The sequence below is a fragment of the Shewanella sp. BF02_Schw genome, assembly GCF_014596695.2.
Classification (GTDB): Bacteria; Pseudomonadota; Gammaproteobacteria; order Enterobacterales; family Shewanellaceae; genus Shewanella.
This window is the reverse complement of the sequence record NZ_JABKAW020000004.1, coordinates 392,318-418,191: the sequence shown is the minus strand read 5'-3', so window position 1 is coordinate 418,191 and position 25,874 is coordinate 392,318. Positions and strand designations below refer to the sequence as shown.

At 41.7% G+C, this 25,874-nt stretch carries 28 protein-coding genes; 14 read left to right on the top strand and 14 right to left on the bottom strand.

Translation table 11 applies throughout. From position 1 onward, the window contains the following. Positions 1-40: 40 nt before the first annotated feature. Positions 41-1,684, top strand: coding sequence for a mechanosensitive ion channel family protein (locus HNW13_RS17175; RefSeq protein WP_192114155.1), 1,644 nt, complete (start codon positions 41-43; stop codon positions 1,682-1,684). Positions 1,685-1,765: 81 nt separating this feature from the next. Here the strand turns inward: HNW13_RS17175 and HNW13_RS17170 are convergent, their stop codons facing one another. Next, the gene (locus HNW13_RS17170; protein WP_101085361.1) at positions 1,766-2,632 is read right to left on the bottom strand and encodes a MaoC/PaaZ C-terminal domain-containing protein; all 867 of its coding nucleotides are present in this window, start codon (positions 2,630-2,632) and stop codon (positions 1,766-1,768) included. 268 nt (positions 2,633-2,900) lie between these two features. On the opposite strand from HNW13_RS17170, the gene HNW13_RS17165 reads away from it, so the two are divergent. Next, a complete protein-coding gene (locus HNW13_RS17165) occupies positions 2,901-3,674 on the top strand; it encodes a methyltransferase domain-containing protein (protein WP_162023923.1) in 774 nt (257 codons plus the stop codon). 91 nt (positions 3,675-3,765) lie between these two features. On the opposite strand, the gene HNW13_RS17160 is transcribed toward HNW13_RS17165, so the two are convergent. Then, positions 3,766-4,674, bottom strand: coding sequence for a TraB/GumN family protein (locus HNW13_RS17160; protein WP_182745175.1), 909 nt, complete (start codon positions 4,672-4,674; stop codon positions 3,766-3,768). 52 nt (positions 4,675-4,726) lie between these two features. On the opposite strand from HNW13_RS17160, the gene HNW13_RS17155 reads away from it, so the two are divergent. Continuing rightward, a complete protein-coding gene (locus HNW13_RS17155) occupies positions 4,727-5,035 on the top strand; it encodes a prephenate dehydrogenase (RefSeq protein ID WP_101085133.1) in 309 nt (102 codons plus the stop codon). A 280-nt stretch (positions 5,036-5,315) separates the two neighbouring features. Continuing rightward, positions 5,316-7,061 carry a GGDEF domain-containing protein gene (locus HNW13_RS17150; RefSeq protein ID WP_192114154.1) on the top strand — a complete coding sequence of 582 codons (1,746 nt, stop codon included), beginning with the start codon at positions 5,316-5,318 and terminating at the stop codon, positions 7,059-7,061. Here HNW13_RS17150 and HNW13_RS17145 read toward each other — a convergent pair. Both HNW13_RS17145 and HNW13_RS17140 read right to left on the bottom strand, forming a co-directional pair. Beyond that, a complete protein-coding gene (locus HNW13_RS17145) occupies positions 7,056-7,580 on the bottom strand; it encodes a DUF3016 domain-containing protein (RefSeq protein WP_192114153.1) in 525 nt (174 codons plus the stop codon). The two genes, HNW13_RS17150 and HNW13_RS17145, sit on opposite strands and share 6 nt — an antisense overlap. A gap of 221 nt (positions 7,581-7,801) precedes the next feature. Then, the gene (locus HNW13_RS17140; protein ID WP_101085130.1) at positions 7,802-8,311 is read right to left on the bottom strand and encodes a DUF4240 domain-containing protein; all 510 of its coding nucleotides are present in this window, start codon (positions 8,309-8,311) and stop codon (positions 7,802-7,804) included. Between the two features lie 66 nt (positions 8,312-8,377). Here HNW13_RS17140 and HNW13_RS17135 point away from each other — a divergent pair, with 66 nt between their 5' ends. From HNW13_RS17135 to HNW13_RS17115, 5 genes are all read left to right on the top strand, one after another. Then, the gene (locus HNW13_RS17135; protein WP_242445080.1) at positions 8,378-8,776 is read left to right on the top strand and encodes a hypothetical protein; all 399 of its coding nucleotides are present in this window, start codon (positions 8,378-8,380) and stop codon (positions 8,774-8,776) included. Positions 8,777-8,898: 122 nt separating this feature from the next. Next, positions 8,899-9,696 carry a response regulator gene (locus tag HNW13_RS17130; protein WP_011638949.1) on the top strand — a complete coding sequence of 266 codons (798 nt, stop codon included), beginning with the start codon at positions 8,899-8,901 and terminating at the stop codon, positions 9,694-9,696. A gap of 155 nt (positions 9,697-9,851) precedes the next feature. After that, positions 9,852-10,124 carry an HU family DNA-binding protein gene (locus HNW13_RS17125; RefSeq protein ID WP_011638950.1) on the top strand — a complete coding sequence of 91 codons (273 nt, stop codon included), beginning with the start codon at positions 9,852-9,854 and terminating at the stop codon, positions 10,122-10,124. Positions 10,125-10,519: 395 nt separating this feature from the next. Continuing rightward, positions 10,520-11,206: a TorF family putative porin gene (locus HNW13_RS17120; protein ID WP_059745699.1), complete on the top strand. Its 687-nt coding sequence runs from the start codon at positions 10,520-10,522 to the stop codon at positions 11,204-11,206. A gap of 376 nt (positions 11,207-11,582) precedes the next feature. After that, a complete protein-coding gene (locus HNW13_RS17115; RefSeq protein ID WP_011638952.1) occupies positions 11,583-11,759 on the top strand; it encodes a hypothetical protein in 177 nt (58 codons plus the stop codon). An 84-nt stretch (positions 11,760-11,843) separates the two neighbouring features. Here the strand turns inward: HNW13_RS17115 and HNW13_RS17110 are convergent, their stop codons facing one another. Then, positions 11,844-12,821, bottom strand: a complete 978-nt coding sequence (locus HNW13_RS17110; RefSeq protein WP_101085127.1) for a PDC sensor domain-containing protein — start codon at positions 12,819-12,821, stop codon at positions 11,844-11,846. A 234-nt stretch (positions 12,822-13,055) separates the two neighbouring features. On the opposite strand from HNW13_RS17110, the gene HNW13_RS17105 reads away from it, so the two are divergent. From HNW13_RS17105 to HNW13_RS17090, 4 genes are all read left to right on the top strand, one after another. Next, positions 13,056-14,408 (top strand): flavohemoglobin expression-modulating QEGLA motif protein, encoded by a 1,353-nt coding sequence (locus HNW13_RS17105; RefSeq protein WP_192114152.1) that lies wholly within the window; start codon positions 13,056-13,058, stop codon positions 14,406-14,408. A gap of 139 nt (positions 14,409-14,547) precedes the next feature. Next, the gene (locus HNW13_RS17100; protein ID WP_192114151.1) at positions 14,548-15,519 is read left to right on the top strand and encodes an HlyD family efflux transporter periplasmic adaptor subunit; all 972 of its coding nucleotides are present in this window, start codon (positions 14,548-14,550) and stop codon (positions 15,517-15,519) included. Beyond that, positions 15,516-16,487: an ABC transporter ATP-binding protein gene (locus tag HNW13_RS17095; RefSeq protein WP_192114150.1), complete on the top strand. Its 972-nt coding sequence runs from the start codon at positions 15,516-15,518 to the stop codon at positions 16,485-16,487. Before HNW13_RS17100 ends, HNW13_RS17095 begins: the two co-directional genes overlap by 4 nt. A gap of 11 nt (positions 16,488-16,498) precedes the next feature. Continuing rightward, positions 16,499-17,608: an ABC transporter permease gene (locus HNW13_RS17090; protein WP_101085123.1), complete on the top strand. Its 1,110-nt coding sequence runs from the start codon at positions 16,499-16,501 to the stop codon at positions 17,606-17,608. A 44-nt stretch (positions 17,609-17,652) separates the two neighbouring features. Here HNW13_RS17090 and HNW13_RS17085 read toward each other — a convergent pair whose 3' ends face one another. From HNW13_RS17085 to metF, 8 genes are all read right to left on the bottom strand, one after another. Next, complete coding sequence (locus HNW13_RS17085) at positions 17,653-18,051, bottom strand: hypothetical protein (protein WP_192114149.1); 399 nt, start codon at positions 18,049-18,051, stop codon at positions 17,653-17,655. A gap of 185 nt (positions 18,052-18,236) precedes the next feature. Continuing rightward, entirely contained in the window at positions 18,237-19,601 is a 1,365-nt protein-coding gene (locus tag HNW13_RS17080; RefSeq protein WP_162023928.1) for a sodium:alanine symporter family protein, read from the bottom strand. Between the two features lie 204 nt (positions 19,602-19,805). Continuing rightward, on the bottom strand, positions 19,806-20,339 hold the full coding sequence (locus HNW13_RS17075) for an SRPBCC family protein (RefSeq protein WP_192114148.1): 534 nt from the start codon (positions 20,337-20,339) through the stop codon (positions 19,806-19,808). Between the two features lie 228 nt (positions 20,340-20,567). Further along, complete coding sequence (locus HNW13_RS17070) at positions 20,568-20,933, bottom strand: cupin domain-containing protein (RefSeq protein ID WP_101085119.1); 366 nt, start codon at positions 20,931-20,933, stop codon at positions 20,568-20,570. 42 nt (positions 20,934-20,975) lie between these two features. Then, the gene (locus HNW13_RS17065) at positions 20,976-21,278 is read right to left on the bottom strand and encodes a cysteine-rich CWC family protein (RefSeq protein WP_192114147.1); all 303 of its coding nucleotides are present in this window, start codon (positions 21,276-21,278) and stop codon (positions 20,976-20,978) included. Between the two features lie 179 nt (positions 21,279-21,457). Next, positions 21,458-22,576, bottom strand: a complete 1,119-nt coding sequence (locus tag HNW13_RS17060; protein WP_101085117.1) for a c-type cytochrome — start codon at positions 22,574-22,576, stop codon at positions 21,458-21,460. A gap of 10 nt (positions 22,577-22,586) precedes the next feature. After that, positions 22,587-23,174: a c-type cytochrome gene (locus tag HNW13_RS17055; protein ID WP_243756329.1), complete on the bottom strand. Its 588-nt coding sequence runs from the start codon at positions 23,172-23,174 to the stop codon at positions 22,587-22,589. Positions 23,175-23,388: 214 nt separating this feature from the next. Further along, positions 23,389-24,273 (bottom strand): methylenetetrahydrofolate reductase, encoded by an 885-nt coding sequence (gene metF, locus HNW13_RS17050; RefSeq protein ID WP_011638965.1) that lies wholly within the window; start codon positions 24,271-24,273, stop codon positions 23,389-23,391. 539 nt (positions 24,274-24,812) lie between these two features. Here metF and HNW13_RS17045 point away from each other — a divergent pair. Beyond that, positions 24,813-25,304, top strand: a complete 492-nt coding sequence (locus HNW13_RS17045; protein WP_162023932.1) for a DUF1097 domain-containing protein — start codon at positions 24,813-24,815, stop codon at positions 25,302-25,304. Positions 25,305-25,603: 299 nt separating this feature from the next. On the opposite strand, the gene HNW13_RS17040 is transcribed toward HNW13_RS17045, so the two are convergent. Further along, the gene (locus HNW13_RS17040; protein WP_162023933.1) at positions 25,604-25,810 is read right to left on the bottom strand and encodes a hypothetical protein; all 207 of its coding nucleotides are present in this window, start codon (positions 25,808-25,810) and stop codon (positions 25,604-25,606) included. Between the last annotated feature and the right edge of the window lie 64 nt (positions 25,811-25,874).

Below are 25,874 nucleotides of genomic sequence, written 5' to 3'. Positions count from 1 at the left end.
ACTATCATAGCCGCAACTCAGAGCCAAAGGACCACTTTCCATGCTACGGATTTTACTTACGTTATTATTATTCACCTCGGCAGTGTTTATGACGCCATCTCTTCGTGCAGAACAAGATGCAGTGGTACCGATTGTTGCCACTAGCCAGCTAACCGATACCCAGACTCAAATAAGTCGCTTACAACAAACGATCGAGCAAGATACCAAATTACTATTTAAAGCAAAAGGTGAACTACGTGCATTTACTGAATATCGCATTAAAAACAAATCGTCTGAATTACGCGACATAATTGGTCAACTCATTGCAACACCCGACGCTGACCAGCAATATCTAGTCACTTTAGTGCAAAGCCAAATGGCCTTTTTAGAGAATGTCAGTGCATACTTAAACGACCACATTATGACCATGCGTCTTGGATTAAGCCAAGATGATGACAATAAGAGCATCTTAGCCATTTCACAACGCGAATTTGAACGCGACCATTATCTCAAGGCACAATTAACCACTCTGCAGTGGGCAGAAACACTGAATATAGATGTGAGTGTCCAAAAGCAAAAATTGACCGAGTTTATGCTCAATAGAGCCGATCAGTTCGATAGTTTAGTGCATTACACTCAAGATGAATTACAAAAAGCCGTTGCAGAAGCCGCAGATGCTGGAGCTGATATTACCAGCGAACAAAAAGCTGACGTGGTGGCACTAAAAGAACGCTTGGAGCAAAGTAGCGCTAGCTTAGCGGTTTCAGCGGGCATACTCGAAACATTGGGCCAGAACGTGGCACCATTTAAACAAACATTGTTTAGTGTGTCTGGTGATATCACCCAAGATGTGCTGAACTTTAGCGTTGCATCTAACCTGCTACAGGGTTGGGGTAAAGTCATTAAAGATCAGACGATTAATAATGGGCCCAGTTTAACCTTTAAGATTTTAGTGTTTCTATTCATATTATTTGCCGCAAGTTTAGTCGCCAAAATTGTCACTCAAATTATCTCTAAAACGGTACGAGCATCAAAATTACAATTTAGCCAATTACTGCAAGACTTCTTTATATCTTTGTCCAGTAAACTAGTGTTTGCCCTAGGATTATTGATAGCCTTATCACAGCTCGGATTTGAGCTTGGGCCGTTACTCGCAGGTTTTGGTATTGCGGGAGTCATTATTGGTTTCGCACTGCAAGATACCCTGTCTAACTTCGCCTCAGGCATGATGATCTTAATCTACCGCCCATTTGATGTCGGCGACTTAATTAATGCTGCTAATGTCACTGGTCGCGTCAGCCACATGAGCCTAGTCTCGACAACGATCAAAACATTAGATAACCAACGCCTTATTGTGCCAAACAATAAAATTTGGGGCGATACCATTAACAACATCACCGCAGAACATCAGCGCCGAGTAGACATGACCTTTGGCATTAGCTACAGCGACAATGTTGAACATGCAGAGACCATTTTAAAAAGTATTGTCGAACAACATCCTAAGGTGCAAACGCATCCAGAACCGATAGTCAAACTCCACACACTCGGCGAATCGTCAGTCGACTTTATTGTAAGGCCTTGGGTTAAACCCGATGATTACTGGGAAGTGTACTGGGACATTACTCGCGCAGTGAAAATACGCTTTGATGCGGAAGGCATTAGTATTCCGTTCCCACAACGCGATGTACATATTTATCAAAAGTAAGCTTTGCGCTTAACAATAAAAAGGCTCAAGTCATCGACTTGAGCCTTTTTATTGCAGGATAACATTAGCTAACCTAAGGGCTTATAAATAAGTGATGCTGCCCTGTAAATGCGGTCGGCGGCCTTTAACATCTCGCATTTCAAAACGTTTACCATTTTCAATACTTTCAAACGCAAACGTCACTTCAGACGGCATAAATACTGGCAGTTTAAATTCAACATCAACTTGAAACGGTCGATCGCCAACAAACGTCATTAACTGAGATAACACCCGCGCTTTAGACCACATCCCATGCGCTAACACTCGCTCAAAACCAAAGCGTTTTGACAACAAAGGATGTAAATGGATCAAGTTATAATCGCCAGAAGCTTTAGCATAGCGACGGCCTAAATCATCGGTTAAGCGCCATTGCTGAACGTTTTCCCATACCATACCTGATGCTTTAGGTGGACGAGCACGACGACCTGCAGACTCTATACGATATAAGTAAGTTGATAGCGCTTGCCAAACTAACTCTTCACCGACAAACACTTTAGACACCAAATCAAACTCAAGCCCAGCATCGGTCGTGCGACTTGTGGCTAACTCACACTGTACGATTAAGGTTTCATCTGCTCGCACTGGGCGTAATACACTAATACTATTTTTTAAATGGAGCATGCCAAGTAACGGAAATGTCACCGCTTTATGGGTAAAAATCATCGCATGTAAACGAAACGCCCAAACATACAAATACGTTGGCGGTAAAGTCATACCGTCATATTCAAAACTGCACACAGCAGCATATTGGCTAATTTTATCTTGCGACAACACCACATTCGACGCTTGTACATAAATATTCGGAAGCGGTTGTTGGTTCCATCCCGGTTTACGTCCAAACAGGATTTTGCGATACAAAGACAAAAGCGAAGGCATCGCTTTTAATTCGATAGCGTAGTCGTGACTCAAAATGTTGTACCCTAGGTAGGCAGCAAAAAGCATGTGCTGCAAAACGGTTAATAGATGATTATACCTTAGACTCCTGCCGTTGCTAAACCGCTAATTACTTTTTGCGTTTAAAACAGTATGTCGCGACAACATATATTGATGCCATCAACTCACAAACTCTCGACACAATGGTTGTGACTACTCGCTTACTACAACTAATTTACCTTTACCTTTTTCAATCCAAAATGAGATAATTATCCGACTTAACTGACCTAACGCAGCCGATACAGTGCAAGACAAAAACTTTGATAAACTCAGCCAAAAATTTGCCCAAAATATTTACGGTACCACTAAAGGTGAAATCCGTGCTGCAGTATTATGGCGCGACTTAGTTCCGGCTTTAGCCAGCCTTGGCAAACCAAGATTACGTATTTTAGATGCCGGTGGCGGTTTTGGTTATTTGAGTCAAAAACTGGCAGCTTTAGGCCATGATGTCGTGCTATGTGATATTTCTGAGCAAATGCTTGCCCTAGCACAGCAACAGATTGAAGCGGCAAATACTGCATTATCGATACAGTTAATCCACAGCCCAATACAAGCATTAACCGTTGAAGAGTATGGTCAATTTGATGTCATTCTCTGCCATGCGGTAGCAGAATGGTTAATTGATGCCCGCAGCACCTTGCAAGGTTTACTGGCATTATTAAAGCCTAATGGTTTATTTTCTCTGATGTTTTTTAATAAAGAAGCTTTACGGTTTCATAGCTTAATATCAGGTAATTTTGACTATGTTAACCGTGATTTCAACGTCAAAAAGAAGGTCGGATTAACCCCGACCCACCCGCTGTATATTGAAGATGTCCGCACTTGGTTTAGCCAATGGCAACTGTCGATGGTGAGTCAATCGGGCGTAAGAGTTATCAATGATTACTTGAAACACAATCTGCCACCTGGCTTTGATAAACATCAACTGATTGAGATGGAGTTGGCTTATTCTCAACAAGAACCTTATTTATCGCTTGGGCGCTACATTCACTTTGTAGGCCAATCGACTTCACAATAAACTCAGGCTTTAGTATCTTATTTTCAACAACTTATTTTCAATAACTTACTTTCAATAACTTACCTTTCGAATAGCTGGCACCACATCGACATTAACACTGTAAAAAGCTACAGCGAGTAATCGTTGCTCCTTGCTGTTTCAGTAGGTCAGGAATAGCTTGCTGTCCGACAATATGGCCAGCGCCCACCACAATAAATAATTGTTTGTGGGTTTTACTTTGCAACAACTGGATGATTTTTTGCGTCATCGTGTGATTACGTTGCCACAACAGTTTTTCGAGTAATTCATCAGCATCGCCCGCTTGCGATTCCATAATTTTTGCTAGAGCATTACTATCGCCTTGGCGCCAAGCGTAGATTAAATCAAGCATTTCAGCATCGCTAGCGTTAATCGAATCATCCAGCATTTGCAGCTGAGTCGCAGTTGAAAATGATGAAATTAATTCGAATTGAAACTGAATGCTTTCCAGCTCAACCAAAGCTTTACCACTGCGATTTGCCATAAAATAAGCGTCGACACCCTGTTCTGCGCTGTAACCTAATTGCCCAAAACGCCCCATGCTAATTTGCGCTGACTGCAACCAAGGTGCATACGGAGCCAGTGCTTGGCATAAGGTTTGATGACTTTGACAATACTCTTGCCGAGTCGCATTAACGTCTGCGGCAATATCTGCCGACAAACCACCATATTGTTGCAATAACGCCCCAGTATCGCCTTGGCTAATATCAGCTTCAACGACCAACGCATCCGATTGTTTAAATGCTGATTCAATATGTTGTGCTAATGGGTAAAAGTCTTGCCGACCAATATGAATGGAGCCCAATAAATACGCTTGCTGTTGCTGATACTCTATTTTATAGAATACCGGTGAATCCAACGCAGCTGCCGATGTCGATGTAAAACACAGCAGTAATGCAACTAAACCGTAGCAATTTCGTTGTAAGCGACCATAAATCAAATTGATATTGAAAATAAGCCGACTTTCTCTTGTTGCCTGCATACCAGCTCCTTATAATTAACGTTATTCTTTGCACATGCACTATGAGGCAATTATGCCGTACACCAATGTTTTTCTACAAATAAAAGAAAACCTGCAAGTCGCCTATAGACAAGCCATTGATTCAGATGCTCGCCTCGATGAGTTACGTAAAGAAGGCCACGGTAAGTTTGTGGCGATTTTTACGGAAGATCAAGGTTTTACAACTAGTAGTAATCGTTTCTTACCTTATGTACAAGAAATGGTTGCAGAATTTGATGCGATGCAGAACAGCACTCATGTTGCACCAGAGACACTTGAAGCCTTTGTCAAAAAGCTTGCGGCCTTACTACAAACACTACAAGTATTTAAACTCGCCAAGTAATCGCTATGCTCGCAGGGTCTGTTGATCTTTCTAAGTTGTTTTTGCAGCGAATTGTTAGTCATTCATATAAGACAGAGGCTTTGTAGTGTAGTTATGCTACACAAAGAGCCGATAACGCAGTAGAAATGACTAACAAAGATCAACAGACACTAATACTTTCTTATTAGGAGCTTTCCATCATATGACATAATCTTGTCATATTTTCGCAATAGACTTGTCTCTCATTGGTAACAATACCGAACGCGATGCCGTTAGGTAATTAATGGAATGAGACCTACAGATGACGGCTTTACAGCTCGTAAGTGAACTTGACAACATCATCGAACAGCAATCTATCGACGCTGTATTTCAGCCGATTTTCAATGTTTCAACAAATCAATTACACGGTTATGAAGCGCTCAGTCGTGGCCCTAAAAGTAGCCCGTTACACACCCCTTTCGCCTTATTTACTACCGCCGAAAAACAAAACTTATTAAGCGAACTTGAAACTTTATGTCGCAGTATTTCAATTAATGCATTTCACTCGCGCCAGCTTAATGGCAAGCTATTTATTAATATTTCACCAAAAGCATTACTCGATCCCAATCATCCAAAAGGCATGACATTACAGCTTATTAAACAATTGGGGATCAACCCGGCGGATGTGGTTATTGAATTGTCCGAACAATATCCTGCCGACGATATCGACTTGCTAAAGTCCTGTTTAAACCATTATCGCAATCAAGGGTTTTTAACCGCTATTGATGATTTAGGCGCCGGTTATTCTGGATTACGCTTGTGGTCTGAATTAGCACCAGATTATGTCAAAATTGACCGCCATTTTATTCATCAAATAGACACCACCGCAGTAAAACAAGAGTTTGTCCGCTCTATTGTCGATTTATGCCAAAACTTAACCTGTAAAGTGATAGCAGAAGGCATTGAAACCAATGAGGAACTCACCACCCTAAAACAATTAGGGGTAACCTATTGCCAAGGCTACTTTCTTGGACGACCAGCGCTCCATCCAAACCAGCAATTTAGCAGTGAACTGAGCACTCCCATGGCTCAACCCAATTCCCGTTATTGTGAAACGGCTGAAAGTTTATGCACCAACGCCATAAAAGCATCTCCTGGTACACAACTTAAAAAAATCAGTCAAACTTTTTCTGAACAACCAGCATTACAAGCCATTGTGGTAACCGAAAATAATAAGCCATTAGGTATCGTCAATCGCAGCACATTACTCGAGCTATTCAGCACACCTTATGGCCGTGCATTACACGAAAACCGGCCTGCGAAAATGGCAATGGACACCAAGGTATTACACATTGATGCCAACGAACCGCTTACCCATGTCAGCAAATTACTCACCTCTGACTCAGTCAACACGGTAGCGCAACAGTTCATTATTTTGCGTAATCAGCAGTTGATTGGCATTGGCCATACTAAAGATTTATTACAACGTATTACTGAACATAGAATAAAAATGGCTCGACACGCAAACCCTCTCACCAATTTGCCGGGGAACGTGCCAATACAAGAAGAGCTAAAACGCTTAAGGCTACAAAAAAAATCTTACTATCTTGCCTATTTAGATTTAAGTCACTTTAAGCCCTACAACGATATTTATGGTTTTTGGCGTGGGGATGAAGTCATTCAGTTAGTCGCAAACTTGTTGCAGCCTTATCAAAATGAACATTGTTTTGTTGGCCATATTGGGGGGGACGATTTTGTTATGATAAGCATGCAAGACGACACGCTAGCCAACTGCCAAACAATTATTGAACGGTTTGAGCAACAGAAAATGAGTTTTTATAATAGCGATCACTGGCAAGCACAATCAATGCAAGCCCAAGACAGACAGGGGCTGCAATTCCAATACCCTTTGGTTTCATTATCCATTGGGGTTTTACCACCATTGGTGACCCAACAAGCAACAGAGTATCAAATATCAACGTTAAGCGCCCAAGCCAAAAAGCAGGCAAAAATCGCTTCAAATGGATTTTACCTGCATGAAAAACAATCAACAATGCTTAACTTATAATTTGGGAGCTACCGTTTTTTGTAACCAATCATCAAATAAGTTGGTTTCATATTGAAACGGTTTGTTATTGAAATTACGCGTATTGTTCATAAAACTCATGTCGATAATTTTTTCATCTCCAGCAATAATGACTTTGTCACCTTCATTTACACTGTAGCTAAACGTCGCTCTGGGTGGATATAAATCTTTTACAATACGTAAATCACCTGGCGTAGCCCCAAATGTTGGTCGCATGTCTCCAGCTAAATCAAAGTTAGTCACTTGCATTTGCAAAGTCTGCCCTGGCTTAAGGATTTTTTCAGCCTGTTTATTGATGTTTTTGGTTAAGGTTTCAAATAAACGGTTTTCAAAGCGCGACTGAAGTTCATTTGAGGTTTTAATATCACGAAAATCTTTTGGATTTTGCCACTCAATTTTAACCAGCCCCACTTCGGTAACAGGGTTCGCTTCTGGCGCATCTTCGGCCATGGCAACTTGGCATACCAATACCGGAGCAAGTAGTAAATATTTTACGTTCATAATAGACCTCCAAAGGGGTTAAGACGCTTACAACACAACCGCTTCATACTGTAAGTTAAACAATCAATCCAGCACGTCATGTTTAACGTTTGTCTAAACTGTTGTGGTCATATTGCAATGCGGATAATCGTCATTAAATTGAATGTTAGCCATCTAGCCAGCATCATATGTAATAACTATAGACCTGTTAAGCTGAACCAACGCTTAACAGTTTCATCCCACTAAAAAGGAAATCGTGCGCTCAATAAAGGATAGGTTTGACGCATCACTTTTGGCTTGGTGCTGAATTTTTTACCCACTGGTGTATTCTGGCCTGATGGCATAAACGGTAACTCATCCCCATTACGGTCTTCGTAAATTTTACCTGCAATTAAATCGTAGTCTTCCACAAACGGGTAAGCATAATCATCCACTAACGGCCATTGTGCTAACTCACCCAAGCAGTCAGGATTAGCAATAACCTTGTCATACCATTGCTGACCTAACGACAGTAAAAAACATCTAAACTCAGCAAAGGCATAGTCAGAATCGCAACCGGTAATGATGTATGCAGCGCCCCAAACTGACCATAAATAACTACGGCGTAATTGCTGGCCTAACATTTTATCAAATGTCTTTAGCGCTTCATCATCCAAGAGTTGCAATTGTTCGCGTAAACGCAATTCAAGATCAGCAGAAGACTGCTCTGGTTGATCTCGTGTTACCAGCGCCCAAAAATGTGTTTCTGTCATCAAAATGTATCCATCGCTCTATTTTGTGAGATATTCTACCTCAAATTTTCCAGCTAGATGATCAATATGAACCAAAACACAGCCCCCCGAATGCCAATTAGAGTCATGCTTCTTATCTCACTGTATGTTGTACTCACTATTATTGCTATTTGGCGCGCAACAACATATCAAGCATATGATTTATTAACACTGGGAGTGATACCGGTATTCATTGGTTTAATCAGACGTGCTGCATGGACAAAAGTACTGCTGATCAGCTACGTAGGCTTACAAACTCTCGGACTTACAGCTATCACCACAACAGCAATCATTGCCTATCAAATCACCCCTGATGACGTAAAACTTGTGTTTCAAGGTTATGACATACCACTGATCCCACTGTGGTTGTTACTGTTGAGCGTGGTGGTATTTCAATGGTGGGTAGGACTGTCTAACGTGACGAGAGACTATCTCGTTAAAAAGTAAGCATAAGACACTATTACTCTGGTTTGACTGCCATCCTTAGGGCATTTTTAGTGTACAATTTGCTCATGCGCGCAACATTAAAACAACAAAATAATAATAAATATATCTGTGGAACGTGAATTATGACTAGTTTATCCCCAAGTGAATTATCCATCCTATTACTTGAGCCGTCAGAGACTCAACGTAAAATTATCATTACGCGTCTTCAGCAAGAAGGGGTGAGCAGCATTCAAACTGCCGCAACGATTGCGGAAGCCAAAACGATTATTCAACGCCATAAACCCGACTTAATCGCCAGTGCACTGCATTTTGTCGATGGTGAAGCCACAGAGCTACTGCAATACATCAAAAGTACCCCGGCATTAAATGATATTCAATTTATGCTGGTGTCCAGTGAGTGTCGCCGTGAACAGCTCGAAATCTTTAGGCAATCAGGTGTTGTCGCCATTTTGCCTAAGCCATTTAATGCTGAGCACTTAGCGACGGCACTTAATTCGACCATTGATTTACTCAGCCACGACGAGTTGGATTTAAGCCACTTTGACGTGCATAACATCAGGGTATTAGTGGTTGATGATAGCCGAATGGCGCGTAATGTGATTAAACGCACTATTGGTAACTTAGGGATGCAACTGATTACTGAAGCGGTTGACGGTGAGCAGGCTATCAACCTAATGAAAGAAAACATGTATGACTTAGTGATAACAGACTACAACATGCCTTCGGTGGATGGTCTTGCATTAACGCAATATATCCGTAATCACAGTCAACAATCACATATCCCCATTCTAATGGTATCGTCAGAAGCCAATGACACCCACCTAAGTAATGTATTTAGTGCTGGAGTTAACGCCTTATGTGATAAGCCTTTCGAACCACAGTTAGTAAAGAAAATTCTTTACCAACTGCTAGAAGAATAACCACAGAGCCAAAAAAGACATTATTTGTACTGATTTTGCTCTAAAACCATTACAGATACTGAATTTATGGGATAAAGTGCTTTTAAACCAGCATGGCTTGTGGCATGTTATTCATGTTTTAAAAAACACTTCTATGGAAAGCAGAGAATATCAATATGAACAAAAGTGAATTAATTGCAAAAATCGCTGAGAATGCGGAACTAACTAAAGCTGAAGCTGGCCGCGCACTAAAATCTTTCGAAGAAGCGGTAACTGAAGCCATGAAAAATGGTGATAAAATTTCTATTGTTGGTTTTGGTTCTTTTGAAACCACTCAACGTGCTGCTCGTACAGGCCGTAACCCACAAACTGGCAAAGAAATTCAAATCGCTGCAGCTACTGTGCCTAAGTTTAAAGCTGGTAAAACACTAAAAGATAGCGTTAATTAATTATTACGCTCAGTCTTTTTTTGATAGAAACCTCCTCTGTGGAGGTTTTTTATTGGTTATTTTTCAGCTTTGCTTAATCTGTTATCCAGATGCCTGAGTTACATGAACAATATAGATCACTTCAGAATCCCTTCTTTCGCACAGCAAAACGCTAATCGACTCAATATAAGCAAATACCTAAGCCCAAAGTATCATTGCACAATAAAAGTGCATTAGTGCATCATTTAGCGGCAACAAAGATGCAACAAAATGATCCAGTATTATATAACTCACTAATTTAAATAATAAAAAAATATTGGCATGCGATTCGCTAATTGATCTTCAGACAAACCAACATTGAGCTCATTTAATGACACATAAATGCCTCAGTGATAATAAAACTTTAAGGGATGAAGATGAAAAAATCACTATATCAAGCTATTGCATTATCAACAGGCTTATTACTAAGCGGCTCTGCCCTTGCTGAAGTCACTGGCAATATTGGCGCAACATCGAACTACTTATGGCGTGGCACCACGCAAACCAATAATGAAGCGGCCGTTCAAGGCGGCATTGACTATGCTCATGACTCTGGATTTTATGCTGGTACTTGGGTATCGAATGTCGATTTCGGTGATGAAACCAGCTACGAATTAGATCTTTATGGTGGTTATGGCGGTAACTTTACTGAAGACCTAACTTACGACATTAGCTATCTTTATTATGCTTACCCAGATGCTGGTGGCAGTATTGATTTTGGTGAAGTAGCCTTAGTACTTGGATGGAAATGGTTAGATGTGGGTTATTCTCAAGTGATCAACGCTGATTCTGATGTGTCAGGTGCAAGTGACGAAACAGATTGGAACTATATCCAAGCCAATGCCAGTTTCCCGTTAACAGAAAAGCTCAGCATTGCGTTCCACTACGGTTACTCACAAGGCGATGTCGTTGAAGATTTATTCGGCGACACCTATGCAGACTACAATGTCACATTAAGCGCTGAAACAGACCTAGGAACTGTCTCATTTATGGCCTCTGACACGGACTTACCAGACAATGATGCTAAAGTCGTTTTAGGCTACTCATATGGCTTTAGCCTATAACGAGTCAACCTATCGCATATGCGCTTTGCAGTATTGTTCATATCGACGCCACCTAGTTAAAGGTGGCGTTTTTTTATCTGTATTGAAAGCGGAGCATTATCTACGATCAGCACATCAGCACATCAGCACATCAGCACATCAGCACATCAGCACATCAGCACATCAGCACATCCAGAATAGTTGATCACAAGCATACTCTTCGCACAAGCTAGTTTGTTTTACTAGCAAGAAAAACATTTACTGCTAAGCTCAAAGAGAAAGGTAAAAATAGCTGTCCAACTGAGGAAAAATATTTTACTTCCCTATTTAGGTTTTTTTAGTTAGAAAATGCTCATTGAATTAATACCACGCTTTTATTCAACATGAGGGTTTTGTTATGGCTAATCTTAGTGAAAGAGTGCCTGATGACACAGAAATGGACGCGATGACAACGCCTAGAAACGTTAAATCCGCAGAAACATTACAACATAAACGCCAAGTAAAACGCAGGTTAGAAGATTTCCTCGAACAAGCACAATTACGTAAAGCGATTGGTGACGACGACTTTTTCTAAAAAATAGGGATAAACGCTAATGTCGTTTATCCCTGTCTATTTTAAGCGAGCGAACTTAAACACTATTAAGCGCTAATTAATCGCCTATTCACTCTTAGTTTGTACGCGCCTAGTGTGCTTACCGGCTTGTGTTTGTGTGAGTAGCAGCTCAGCTTTGGCACCTAAGTACACATATATCCCTAACCCAACCAATAGCCCAACGACCGCCAACATCATCAGAATGGCTGGTTCAATGTATTGCTTTTCTCCCAGCGACGCTTTAAACATGGTCAGCAAAGCTTCAATTGAAATCGCGATCAAAATGGTCGAAATAAACCGCGTAATCGTTCTTCGGGTCGAACTGTGGCGGAAGATATCTTTATGCATAAGCACTTCTTCTTCCAAAATGGTTTTACCCAAATCAAAAATAGCTAAAGCCAATGTAAGAAAAATGATAATACCAAAGGGCTGTAGCGGATCATGGGTCGCAGATATTTGGCTAAATAAGGTATAAATATCGCGGATCACGGTCCACATAAGTACACTCACCAACACAAACAGACACAGTACAATCGCAGCATAAATGCTTTTAAAAAACGGTGACATTTTACGCCGAGCACTGTCGCCCATCATAAACTCGATCAATCGTGTTAGGTTGACATCAATAACCACAATAACCACTTGCCCAGAGGCCGATTTAATCATTTGTGATGCCGACAAACACAGCCCACCACCGGAGTTAGATAAATAAGGTCGAGTGATATGAACGGTGTCGATGGCAGTCAATTGAGTAAAATAAGGTCGCTGACTTCGGTCAGCATGATGACCGCAAGCCATTAGCTTAACTTGCTGATTAATGACACTGATATTAGGGCAAATCTGCATCCCTTGCTGATCAAGTAAATAAATGAGTTCCACAAAGGGATAACTAATCGCCATATCTTCAAAAATTTTAGCTGAAATAGGCTGTTCGAATAGATTAATGTCTCCCACACCGATCAAAATCGATTCTAATAATTCGTGTACCAAGTGTTCATATTCATGGTAACGCTCAATCACACTTAAATAGCTCATCGCTGCCATAGGTTTTCCTTTTAATCAAGACTACTTTAGCTAAAGCAGTTTTAATGCCAAATAAATAATCTATAATTTTTATAGACTTAAATAATATGACTAAAGGGGGTTGCGATATAAACTGATTTGTCGCACCAAAACAGTGCTACATTTGAGGTATTTTTTCATTGCCGTTTTGCGATCAACATCTGCTAATATAAGTGCTAATACTGCTTACAACATTCTCAAGATTAGGAAAAGACAATGTCTGACTCTTTATTGCGTTATCAACAAGATATTCGTCGTTTTTCTGATGAATTAATTCGCATCCAAGCACCGATTAAAATTTTGGATTCGATAAAATGGCCAAGACAAGTTGAAGATGACTTTTTAGCCAAACAAAGCAAAGAATTACCCAACGTCAGTAATGATTTCTATCAATCGATTCCTTTATCATTTAACGCAGATCAGACCCAGACCGACCTTCAAGGGTTAAAAAATGCCGTTGAGCGAGGTTTAGGCAAACGCGATAAGCTAGGTAAAATTTTACTGGCTAACATTGACCAATATCGAATAGTAATAGACATGCTGCATAACCGCGGCAAGCCAATGTTTGGTAAACTCAGCCAAGAGCTATACGGCAGTGCGAGCGACAAATTACATGGCGATCGTCATACGGTACGCCAACTGGGCGATCGCTTAAGCCATATATTTTCGCTGCCAGCAGCGCGTCACATGAGTAGCCGTCATCCTAAAATAGTGACCGCCCCAGAAGCGGTAACTATTCTTAGCGAACGCTTAGTGAAGTATTTTCATAACGATGAAATTCACGTTAAATTGAGCGATGGTATTGTCTCTGATGCGGCAGTAGGTGGCGATACCGTTAAGCTCAATACCCGCGCCATGTTCAGCGAATCGGATCTCAATGTATATGAAGTGCACGAAGGCTGGGTGCATGTGGGCACCACACTTAATGGTCGGGCGCAACCACATGCAACTTGGCTCAGTGTTGGTTCACCACGAGTGACAGCGTCGCAGGAAGGCTTAGCAGTGTTGATGGAAATGCTGACATTAAGCTCAAATCCAGGCCGTGCTCGTCGAATTAGCGATCGAGTATCTGCTGTCGACATGGCAGAACAAGGTGCCGACTTTATTGAAGTCTATCGATACTTTAGAAACCTCAACCTGAGTTCAAAAGACAGTTATCGTGTTACTCAACGGGTGTTTCGTGGTGGCATGGTTGGTGGTGGCAGCTTTTTCACTAAAGATATCTCCTACGTACGCGGTTATGTTGAAAACATTAACTTTATTCGTAGCGCCATCAGCACAGGTTTACCAGAACTAATCCCAATGCTGTTTTTGGGTAAATTAGCCATCGAAGACATTCCTGTTCTGTATCAAGCTTACCAAGAAGGCATTATTGCTCACCCTAAATATTTACCCCCAATGTTTGAAGACATTAGCGGTCTGTATGCTTGGTTTGGTTTTGCGTCTGGTATCGGCAATATCGACTTAAAAGGGGTGCAACGTCATTTTGCACGCCAATTCAAAAATGTTGTCCCGACTTCTGCTGTCGACTTATTTGAAGATTCAGAATTTGATAACAACTTCGAATAAAGAGTAAACAAAGGAAACTCGCTAAGTGTGGCATAGGTCACACTTAGCTGGCTTTACAAGTGCAATCATCAAATAAGCTAATGCATTGTTACACGACAAGTTTGCTATAGTGTAATGACCACGATGGTTGAGACTTACTATGAAACACATTCTATTTTCAGCGTTATTTTCAACGTTATTCTCCAGCTTGATATTAATAAGTGGCTGCACCCCAGCCACCCCTTCACAAGCATTAGGTACCTTAGAGCGCGATCGAGTCATTCTTCGTTCAACCGCCGCAGAAATCATTACTGCACAACCCATTAAAAAAGGCATGCAAGTCAACGCCGGTGATTTATTAGTCCAATTTGATACCCAAAAACAAGCCGCGCGCTTAGCGGTAATGCAAGCCGAAGTGGTCAAAGCCCAAGCCTACTTACTAAAACTCACCAATGGCGAGCGCCCTGAAGATATCGCCAGTGCCAATTCGGCATTAAAAAGTGCTAACGCCGCCAAAATCGAAGCACAAAAGTCTTATCAACGCAGCGCGAGTTTATTAGCAAAAAATCTAGTCAGTGAAGCAGAGCGCGATCGTGCTTTAGCGCTTCGCGATCAAGCCAATGCAGAATATGATGCCGCCAACGATCGGCTTACAATATTGATCAAAGGCGTTCGCCAAGAAGATATTTTTCAAGCGCAAGCCACACTCGATGCAGCCAATGCCAACCTACGTTACGAGCAACAGGTTTACAGCGACTTAAGCATTCGTGCAACTCGCAACGGCAAGCTAGATAACTTGCCTTACAACGTAGGCGAGCGCGTCCAACTGAGTGCAATAGTTGCGGTTATTCAAGCTGATTCAGCACCCTACGCCAGAGTGTATATACCTGAACCCTATGCAGCCAAACTTCATATAGGCCAAACGTTGTCGGTCAGTGTAGACGGTATCGACAGCACATTTAACGGCACACTGCGTTGGATAAGTACTGAACCGGCATTTACCCCCTACTACGCACTGAATCAAGCAGATCGGTCACGATTAGCCTTTCTAGCCGAAGTGAGTTTAGACAGTTCGGCCAGCGAGCTACCTACGGGCATACCAGCCCAAGTTATATTACCGACACAAAAATGACCTCATCCGTAGACCCACAATGGGTAATTCAAGCTCATGGGCTAACCAAAAAATTTGGCGACTTTACTGCGGTAGAGCAATTAGACTTATTGGTGCCTAAAGGCAACATTTATGGTTTTTTAGGCCCTAATGGCTGTGGTAAATCAACCACTATTAGAATGTTAACCGGTTTACTCACCCCCACTGAAGGCACCATTAATGTCATGGGGTTAGCCATCCCGAAGCAAGCTGAAGCATTACGCCATAATATTGGTTATATGACACAAAAATTTTCCCTCTACGATGACTTAACCGTTACAGAGAACTTGCAATTTATTGGCCGAATCTATGGTATCGACAATAGCACCTGCAAAAAACGCATTGATCAACTGCAAAGCACTTACAAACTAAGCCAATATCAGCATCAACTGGCCGGTACCCTTAGCGGTGGACAAAGACAACGATTGGCCCTCGCCTGCGCATGTTTAAATCAACCAAAATTACTGTTTTTAGATGAACCCACCTCAGCCGTTGATCCACAAAACAGGCGTGACTTCTGGGAGCAACTGTTCGATTTATCTGAACAAGGCACCAGTATTTTAGTGACTACCCATTATATGGATGAGGCCGAACGCTGCCATAAAATTGCCATTATGGAAAAAGGCAGGATCAGAGCGGATGACACGCCAAAAGCATTAATGGATAACATCAATGCCCATGTGGTTGAAATCAACACCACTGATTTAAGGCCGTTAAAACAAGCATTAATTAGCCACATTGAAGTGACCTCTGCGGCGCAGTTAGGCCATAGATTACGGGTCTTGGTCAGCAAACAAGTGGCAGATCCTATCTCTTGGTTACTGCATCAGTGCCAACAGCATAATCGCCCCGTTAACCTGCAAGATATTCACTTGGTTAGCGCTAATCTTGAAGACGTGTTTGTCAGTCATACTGGACAGCGTGTTCCAGCCTCCCATGAAGCAACATAAGGGCTAACAACATGCTGAACAGTATTCGCCATAGCTACATGCGCATTCACGCCATTACCGCTAAAGAAGTTAAGCAGCTTATGCGCGATCGAATTACCTTTGCTATGGTGATAATGATCCCGCTGATCCAGCTGTTGTTATTCGGCTATGCCATCAATACTGATGTACGGGCAATACCAGTCGCTATTGTTGATCAAAGTGACTCAGCAGCAGGGCGCTGGATAGTCGAGGCGGTAAAAGTCACCCAGGTAGTGGAAGTCACATCCTATCTCACCACTGCCGAGCAAGCTCAGGCTGCTATTCGCCGTGGCGACATTAAAGCGGCATTAATTTTACCGCCTACGTTGAACGAAAAAATCGCTCGCAATGAACCGATTGGCCAATGGATAGTCGATGGTTCAGACACCATGATTGCTGGCGCGATAAAGCAACTGCGAAACCTATCGCTCAACGATATTGTACCGGAGCAAACCAGCAGCCAATCTCGGTTTGAAGTTAGCTTGTTTTATAATCCGGAGCAGCGATCAGCGGTAAATATTGTTCCAGGTTTAATCGCCGTCATTCTGACCATGACCATGGTACTGTTTACTTCATCAGCCATCGTTCGTGAGCGTGAACGCGGTAATCTTGAATTATTAATCACCACTCCGATTAAACCAATAGAACTAATGATTGGAAAAATATTGCCCTACATCGTCATCGGCTTAGTGCAAATGACCATTATTTTGGGCTTGGGCAATATTATTTTTGCAGTGCCCATCAATGGCGCTATCAGTCATTTATTATTAGGCACTTTACTGTTTATTACCGCGAGTCTGACATTAGGGTTAATCATTTCCACTATTGCAAAAACCCAGCTACAAGCCATGCAAATGACCATTTTTGTATTATTACCGACCATATTACTCTCTGGATTTATCACCCCATTAGAAGCCATGCCGACGGCAGCCAAATGGATTGCTGAAGCACTACCAGGGACCCATTTTATGCGGGTGATCCGAGCGATTGTGTTAAAAGGGGCGACGTTGGGTGAGTTAATTAGCGATGTGTTATGGCTGGTGGGTTTTACAGTCATTGGATTATGGATTGCAGCGATGCGATTCAGTAAACGATTAGATTAGCGCCTATTGCATGACTCCAATAGGCGCTAGAAAAATGGGTCTAGTTATAAGCCACGGTCGATGACATATGCCTCGCCGTTACACTCTAAATAAACAGCACAAGACGGGTAATTAACTTTGCCACATTGCTTCAACACAATGGCATTACCGCCTCGTTGAGTTACTTGTAATTTGAGTGACTTAGTCATTGAAGACAAACTTGGAAGATCATCTAACTTTTCAGGATCCAATGAATTTTCACAATATGACGTGGTCACATCGCCAAGAAACTGTGCTTTGAACCTAGACATTTCTGCTGAGGTGTAGGTATCAACTCCAGCTATTGTGGCATTGCCTAGCGCAATTGTACCCGCATTGGTTCGCAGTGACAGGTTAGAGCAACCCGACACAAAGACCATACTCAAGATAGCGGCAACAGAGGCAGTAAAAAAAACGTGCTTCATAAAAAATCCTTTTAAAAAAGCATGTTTGTCAATGTACTGATAAACATGCTTAGCTATTATTATTGTTGAATTATATTGCTCGGTGCCATTATCCGGCGATTGCTGAATGATTTAGCCAAGCGATTCAGCCAAACAAATTATCCGAACAATGCACCTGCACTATTTACCCACACGATTTACTCACTCTATGCTTTGGCTTTTAGTGCGCGTTGCTTGATAAAGTATTCACGGGTTAAGCCAAATACCACAGGGCTTAATAGCACTAACGCAATTAAGTTTGGAATTGCCATCATCGCATTCAACGTGTCGGCTAATAACCAAATAAACTCTAATGAGCTTACAGCACCCAAAGGCACAACCAAGGTCCAGATTAGACGAAATGGTTTTACGGCTTTATCGCCTAATAAGTATTGAATACATTTTTCACTGTAAAAACTCCAACCCAAAATAGTGGTAAAGGCAAACACAGCCAATGCGATGGCCACAATATAATTACCCATGGGCAAAGCATGTGAAAATGCAAGAGAGGTTAATGCAGCGCCGTTTTCGCCAGATGTCCACGCACCAGAAACTACAATCGCCAAGCCCGTTATTGAACACACAATGAGCGTGTCAATAAACGTCCCTAACATGGCCACTAAACCTTGTTTCACTGGGTTATTAGTTTGCGCCGCCGCATGAGCAATTGGCGCACTCCCTAACCCCGCTTCATTTGAAAAGACACCACGTGCTACACCAAAACGAATCGCAGCCCATACCGCTGCACCCGCAAAACCACCTTGAGCTGCTACTGGGTTAAAGGCACTTTCAATAATCAACATAAAAGCAGCAGGCACTTCGTCTGCATATACAATCAATACCGCTAAACCTGCGGTAATATAAAATACCGTCATCAATGGCACTAACTTACCCGCCACTTCAGCAATACGTTTAATACCGCCCATGAGTACCGCACCCACTAGCACCATTAACACCACACCAGTAACCCAATTAGGTACACCAAAGTTACTGCTCATTGCATCAGCGACTGAGTTAGCTTGTACAGTATTACCAATACCAAAACCGGCAATAGATCCAAACAGAGCAAATGCAGTGCCTAACCAGGCCCATTTACTGCCTAAACCATTTTTGATGTAATACATCGGGCCGCCAACATGGTTTCCATTAGCATCTGTCTCACGATATTTTACCGCCAGTACAGCTTCCGAAAACTTAGTCGCCATACCCACGAGCGCCGTACACCACATCCAAAATAATGCCCCGGGTCCGCCAATAAAAATCGCCGTAGCCACACCAGCGATGTTACCCGTACCAATGGTGGCCGATAATGAAGTCATGAGGGCATTAAACGGACTGACATCACCTTTTTCACTTTCATCAGTAACCTGACGACCCGACCATAATAATTTAAAACCTCGATTCAGCTTTAAAATAGGCATAAATTTTAAGCCTATCGACAGAAACAGCCCGACCCCTAAAATCAAAATCAGCATGGGAACGCCCCATACTATACCGTTAATCATACTGACAAATTGCGTGACTGCTTCCATGTAAAAAACCTCATAATGAGTAATGACTTATGTCGAATATTATAATTATTAGATGTTTGGTTATTTTTATTATGGTTACGGTGGCCCAACTCCACTGCAACGATTGCATTTTTTAGATTACCCCGATTAAGTTAACCATGGCAAGCCACTGCATGAGCTAATGAATCATCTTCAAGATGATTCATTAGCTCATGCACATACAAATTATTTTTCGAGTACCACTTTCAATGACTCTAGACCTTGCTGTAAATCAGTACCTATCATGGTTTCAAAATCGATAAACAAAAACATTAAGTTAGTTGGATAAGCAAAATGGCCACTAAAACCCCAATCAACTTTAGTTTGATTAGCATTAACGGCTGTAGTGCTCATATAGGCAGGCTCGGTCGCTTCAAAGGGTGAAATAAACCGTAATTCAAAATCGATACGTTTACCTTCATCTATGGCAATAATTTCTTGCTCGCCAACACCTACATCTGGGTTTTCACTTGCCCAAGCAGACACAAAGCCTACTGTCGCATCGGTACCGCGGTAGGCTTTCACCATCTCGAGATCCATTTGCGCCCACTTACTGAAATTATCTTGGTTTTTTAGATGTTTAACGTAATCAAAAACCTCGGAGATCGGTTTATCTATGGTGATAGTACGAGTGACTGAATAGTCTTTTTGAACAAATAGGGCGACAACAAAAGGGATCGCTATAATAGTCGCGACAGCAACGAGAATTTTTCTAAGCATTATTATTATCCTCTAGTATACATAGCGTTATATGTCAGTCTTTTAGGCTTAATGGCCAACACGCAATCTCCTCAGTATACCGACTAACAGCAGGCTAACAATAAAAATTAACATTGGGTTAACAACAGCTTCTCATTAAACATCCTGCTGACGTCACGCTAGCGGCTATTGCTTAAAATGCGATCGCATGAGCAGAGGTCTGTCATAAATGACCAGAAAGGGTCTGCTTTATATCCACTGATCATTTAACGCAGTTCGATCGCTATCTATCTCACCCGTATTGACGACACCTCGAGGTTCGATAATCATGATCTTGCATTCTTTTTTCGCCATGGGTTTATGCTCAACCCCCTTAGGAATAACAAACATTTCCCCTGCCTGAAGCGTAATGTCCTGATCGCGAAAAGCGATCTGCAACGTTCCTTCCATTACAATAAACACTTCGTCAGTATCGGCATGTTCATGCCAAACAAACTCACCCTCGACTTTAACCAATTTAAATTGATAGTCATTCATTTCTGCAATTACACGAGGAGACCAATGCTGGTCGAACAAAGAGAACTTGTCATTGAAATTGATCACTTTCGTTGGCATAGAAACGCCCCTAATGAATGGTCATTATTATTATGGTTATAGTTATGGTTTGAGTTCTGATTCAGATTTTGGTTCTGGTTCTGGTTCTGGTTCTGGTGAATAAGTTTCAACGGGGTCTGTGTTGAATTGTTGCGCCAATTTAGTCATACATGACTGACAAACACATTGGCCATTAGGTAAATCAACCAAAGTAGATGCGGCTTTGAACTGCTCAATAATCAATGGCATGTCTAACGTTTGCTTAGCACACCAGCATGCATCAATGGCTAATCCTTGCTCCATCGCACAACCGTTAGCTTGCTGGCAAAGTGGGCACGATTGTGCTGCTGAAGTAAATAATGTCATTGCCCAGCCTATATGGTGATGATGATGACTGAATATACTGACATTTAGCATCATGCTCAATAAGCGCTCTGCGTATTACATTTCTGAAAATGAATTAACAACCAATAAAAATACCCATTAAACGTTAACTTAATGGGTATAACTGACAAAGATTAATGGTTTAGACTAAGCAAATATGATTACTTTATATTATTTTTAAGCGGGAAAACCGGATACGAAGCCGTGCCCAAAACAGGCTTGCCGGCAACGGATTGGCCATAATATCCTTGGTGCTTATGATAGGTGGCTTGAGTCTTACTCACATCACCGTTAAAACGAGGATCTTGTGGCCGATCAAACGAATTAAGGTAAGCCGCTACATCCCAAGCTTGCTGAACCGTTAATTGCACGCTTTTGCCTAACGGCATATTTTCATAAATAAAGTCAGCAGCTGTATTTACCCTATGCATGCCTGCGCCCCAATTATAGCTTTGAGCTCCCCATAATGGTGGTAATGCAGTAACACCAGCAATCACTTGTCCTTGGCCATCTTCACTATGACACACTTGGCAATGTGCTTGATAAACTGCCTGACCACGTTCAGGAGAATAAGCCAGTTCAGGTTGAGGTGTTTTCGGATAGCCGCGCCCAGGAAGCTGGCTTAACGCTGCAGTATCCAAATGTTTAGCAATAGCTGCTGGCATTGGGAAATCATCCCGTTTACCGCCTTTAACCAACTCCACATCAGACAACTCAGGCACTGGGCCTGCAACCTTGTATTGATCCATTAATCCGCTCATGCCCAACCAGTAAGAATAGGCCGATATTGCCACAAGTTCAGGAGAGTTTGCCGCCGGAGCTTTACCGTTCATTGAATAGGTAAAACAACCTTGTATACGCTCTTGAAAAGAGTTTACTTTATCGTTTTTCTTACGATAAGCAGGGTAAGCAAAGTATGCCGCCCATAAAGGCGACGAATTAGCTTGTCGTCCTGAATTCATATGGCAGTTAACACAATTGAGCTCATTGCCAACGTACTTGTCTCGTAGCTGTTGGGTGTTAACAAACAATTGATAACCTAACCGAACCTTGTCACCAAAATCCCCCTCGGGAATAGCAGTTAATGGTGCGGGTTGAAGATAAACAGCATCAACTTTTTTCTCCAGCGCAGGTAATGCAGCTTGGCGATCGGGTAGTGTCGTCGAAGACTCTGACGATTTTACCGCAGTAGGCTTAGCCGGAACTTCGGTCAATAATTCATCGGCCTGTAAAGGCAAGCTAAACAGAGCGCCAATGGTCAATAGCGATAATAATTTCATAGCCATGTCCTTATTTTATATTGGCAAAAAACTGAGATAACCCATCGATTTCGGCAGCCGTTAATTTCAGCGCAATATTGCCCATCATGTTATCAGCATCGCCTGTACGAGAGCCCTCTTGCCAGGCTAATAATTGGGTTTTAAGATAACTGGCTTGCTGCCCCGCTAAACGAGGAAACTGCCCGCCACCCACGGCAGATGGACCATGGCAACTAACACATGCTGGAATGGTACGTGACCAGTCACCTTGAAAGGCTAATTTTTCGAACGGATCGCTAATACCAACCTTGTCACCGCGAAATTGGAGCGGAATGTCAGCAACAGGTTGCTGACTAAAATATTGCGCTACCACAGCAATATTGTCACCTTGCACCGTTGCAGCCATTGCTAGCATGGTTGGATTTTGACGTTTTCCTGCATGAAATAACGCAAGTTGATTGCTGATGTAATCGGCAGATAAGCCTGCTAAACGAGGGCCAATAATGTCGATACCTTGACCTTGTGCACCGTGGCAAGAAGTACATAGCTGAGCCGCAGCAGGAACCGGCAGTTGTGGGGAAGTTGTTTCTGCAGCTTCTGCGGTCATAACAGTTAGCATCGTTATGCCAGCCAATGCAGCGAGCTTGTAAAAGGATGTTTTCATCATCACACCTCTTTAGTCATTCGTTATTGGTTATTGGTTATTGGTTATTGTCTTACCACCATAGGCTAAATATATTCAAAAAAGAATACGGCAAACGTCGAATATTTAAACAAAAACCCCGTTAATGGAACCATTAACGGGGTTTAAATTGAGTGAATGTTACACTGTACTACTTTGGACGCACGCCTAATGTATGGCAAATGGCATACGTTAATTCTGCACGATTAAGGGTATAAAAATGGAAATCTTTAACACCTTCACGGGACAATACTTTCACCATATCAATAGCAACGTTGGCACCCACTAACTGACGTGTTGCAGGGTCGTCATCTAAACCTTCAAATTGACGATGTAACCAATGTGGAATAGCGACATTGGTCATGCCAGCAAAACGCTTAGTCTGTTTAAAGTTAGTCACAGGTAATATCCCTGGAATAATCTCAACATCTATACCAGCTGTAACGCAACGGTCGCGAAAACGTAAGTAGGATTCAACATCAAAGAAAAATTGAGTAATGGCGCGGTTAGCACCCGCATCAATCTTTTTCTTTAAGTTAATTAAATCAGCCTGCGCATTACGCGCATCAGGATGCACTTCAGGATACGCTGCTACCGAAATATCAAAGTCGGCCACTGAGCGCAGTAAACGCACTAAGTCATTGGCAAAGCGAGTTGGTTTTGGGCTACCGTCAGGTAAATCACCGCGCAATGCCACGATGTCTCTAATACCAGAATTCCAATAATGCTTTGCCAGCTCAACCAATTCTTCATCACTAGCATCAACCAAGGTTAAATGCGGCGCAGCGAGTAGATTGGTTTCTTTCTGGATACGTTCAATCACGCTATGAGTACGATCACGTACACCTGAATTGGCACCGTATGTTACTGATACAAATTTAGGGTTCAATGGTTCTAAACGACGAATAGAATTCCACAAAATCTCTTCCATTGCTGGCGTTGATGGCGGAAAAAACTCAAAAGACACATTAATATCATTCAGCTCAGACAAGCTCTGATTTAACGACTGGGCATGTTGTGCATGATGAAAAGCCATAATGTATTCCTTTAACTTCTGTAACACTTAGGAGTCTATACCAATCAGCTTAAATGATTAACTTAACCTAAATCATTTGGCCGTTTGGACGTCTATATGTCCATATACTAGTTTAACTGCATACTAAGTCAAGCTAAAAAACCATCAATAAGCAATTTGTAATAATCACATTAACGCTAGGCCTAAATCATAGACAATATAAAACGGCTGAAAACAGCCGTTTGTTCATCTATCTGCAGGCTTTTTTTTCATCAGCCTGCAGACTGTGTCATTTGATAATGTTCAAATTATTTTTTAAAAAGTGCGCTAACACTTAGGTTCTAACAAAGTTAATAGCATTAGTGACTATATCTGATGTTAATGTGCGATAGACATGATGACTCTCTGACAATTATCGAGTTGCATAACGTTTGGTTTTATTAGCAGTTGCTTTTATTTGCGAACTGGATCGACTTTTGTAAAACCTAACTGCCTAAATTTAGTTTATTGTGCTAAATTTAGAACTCACCGTTCTAATTTTAATCTTTTGTGAGGCAACCATGGCGCATCGTTGGCAAATTGCAATTTCTGCTGGTTTATTAGCAGCTGTTTGGGCTGGTCTTGCTGATGTATTTCATCTCGTGACATGGGTCGGCTTTCTGGGCTGCAGTACCTTTTTCGCTCAAACGGAAACTGGCGCTAAAGGCATGATGATGGCGATGATGACCAATCTTTCCGGTGTATTCTGGGGCTGGTTAATTATTGCAGGCAGCGGTGTTCTAGGTTCGCCAATGATCAGCTATGCATTAACAGGCATTGTCACCGCATTTATGTGCTTACAAGCCAGTAATAAAAACTTCGCCTTTATTCCCGGCACCTTTATCGGTTGTTGCATCACTTTTGCCTTAAATGCTGATCTAGCCGCTATCATTCCACCACTTATTATCGGCGCCGTACTCGGTTACAGCATGAGCCTACTCACAGGCCTATTAATAACGTTAACCGATAAAACAGCTGAATCATTAAAAGATGACGCAGTAGAAGAAGCCTAAGCACAGGCGACTTAGATTGTGTCGCCTTAAGAGTATTCGTTACCTGAGAATAAATAAAGATAACTAAAGACTGGGCCAATCTTTAAATACTCGCAAAAATAGTATCCATAAACATCACTTCAAATTGGTCGAACTCTCAATCGGATATTCATATAATAAAAAGTCTAAGCCCTTCTATTATTGAGCTTTTTCAGCACTTAGAATAAGGACGCAGCTTTATGCTACCTATTCATTTTTATTATCTATTGTTCGTTTATGTCGAGGAGATGATTAAGCTTACATGGAACAATCTCATTAGATTACTGATACCAAATGGTAATATTTAACGTCGCTGGCATAAATGACCCACCGCTTTGAGTTTGTTTAATTTCGGTGATTTCTATAGATGTTTGTGTGGATAACCATAAATTAATTTCGTCTTGTAAACCACAATCAGCTTGTTCTATCGGTTTCATCCAAAAGCTTAGTTTAGGTTTTAACACTTTAGTAAATACTTTGATTTTCATAATTATTTTGAACTCCATTTCAAGATGTGAACACTTGTCATCTAACATTTTAGTATTTATGCGT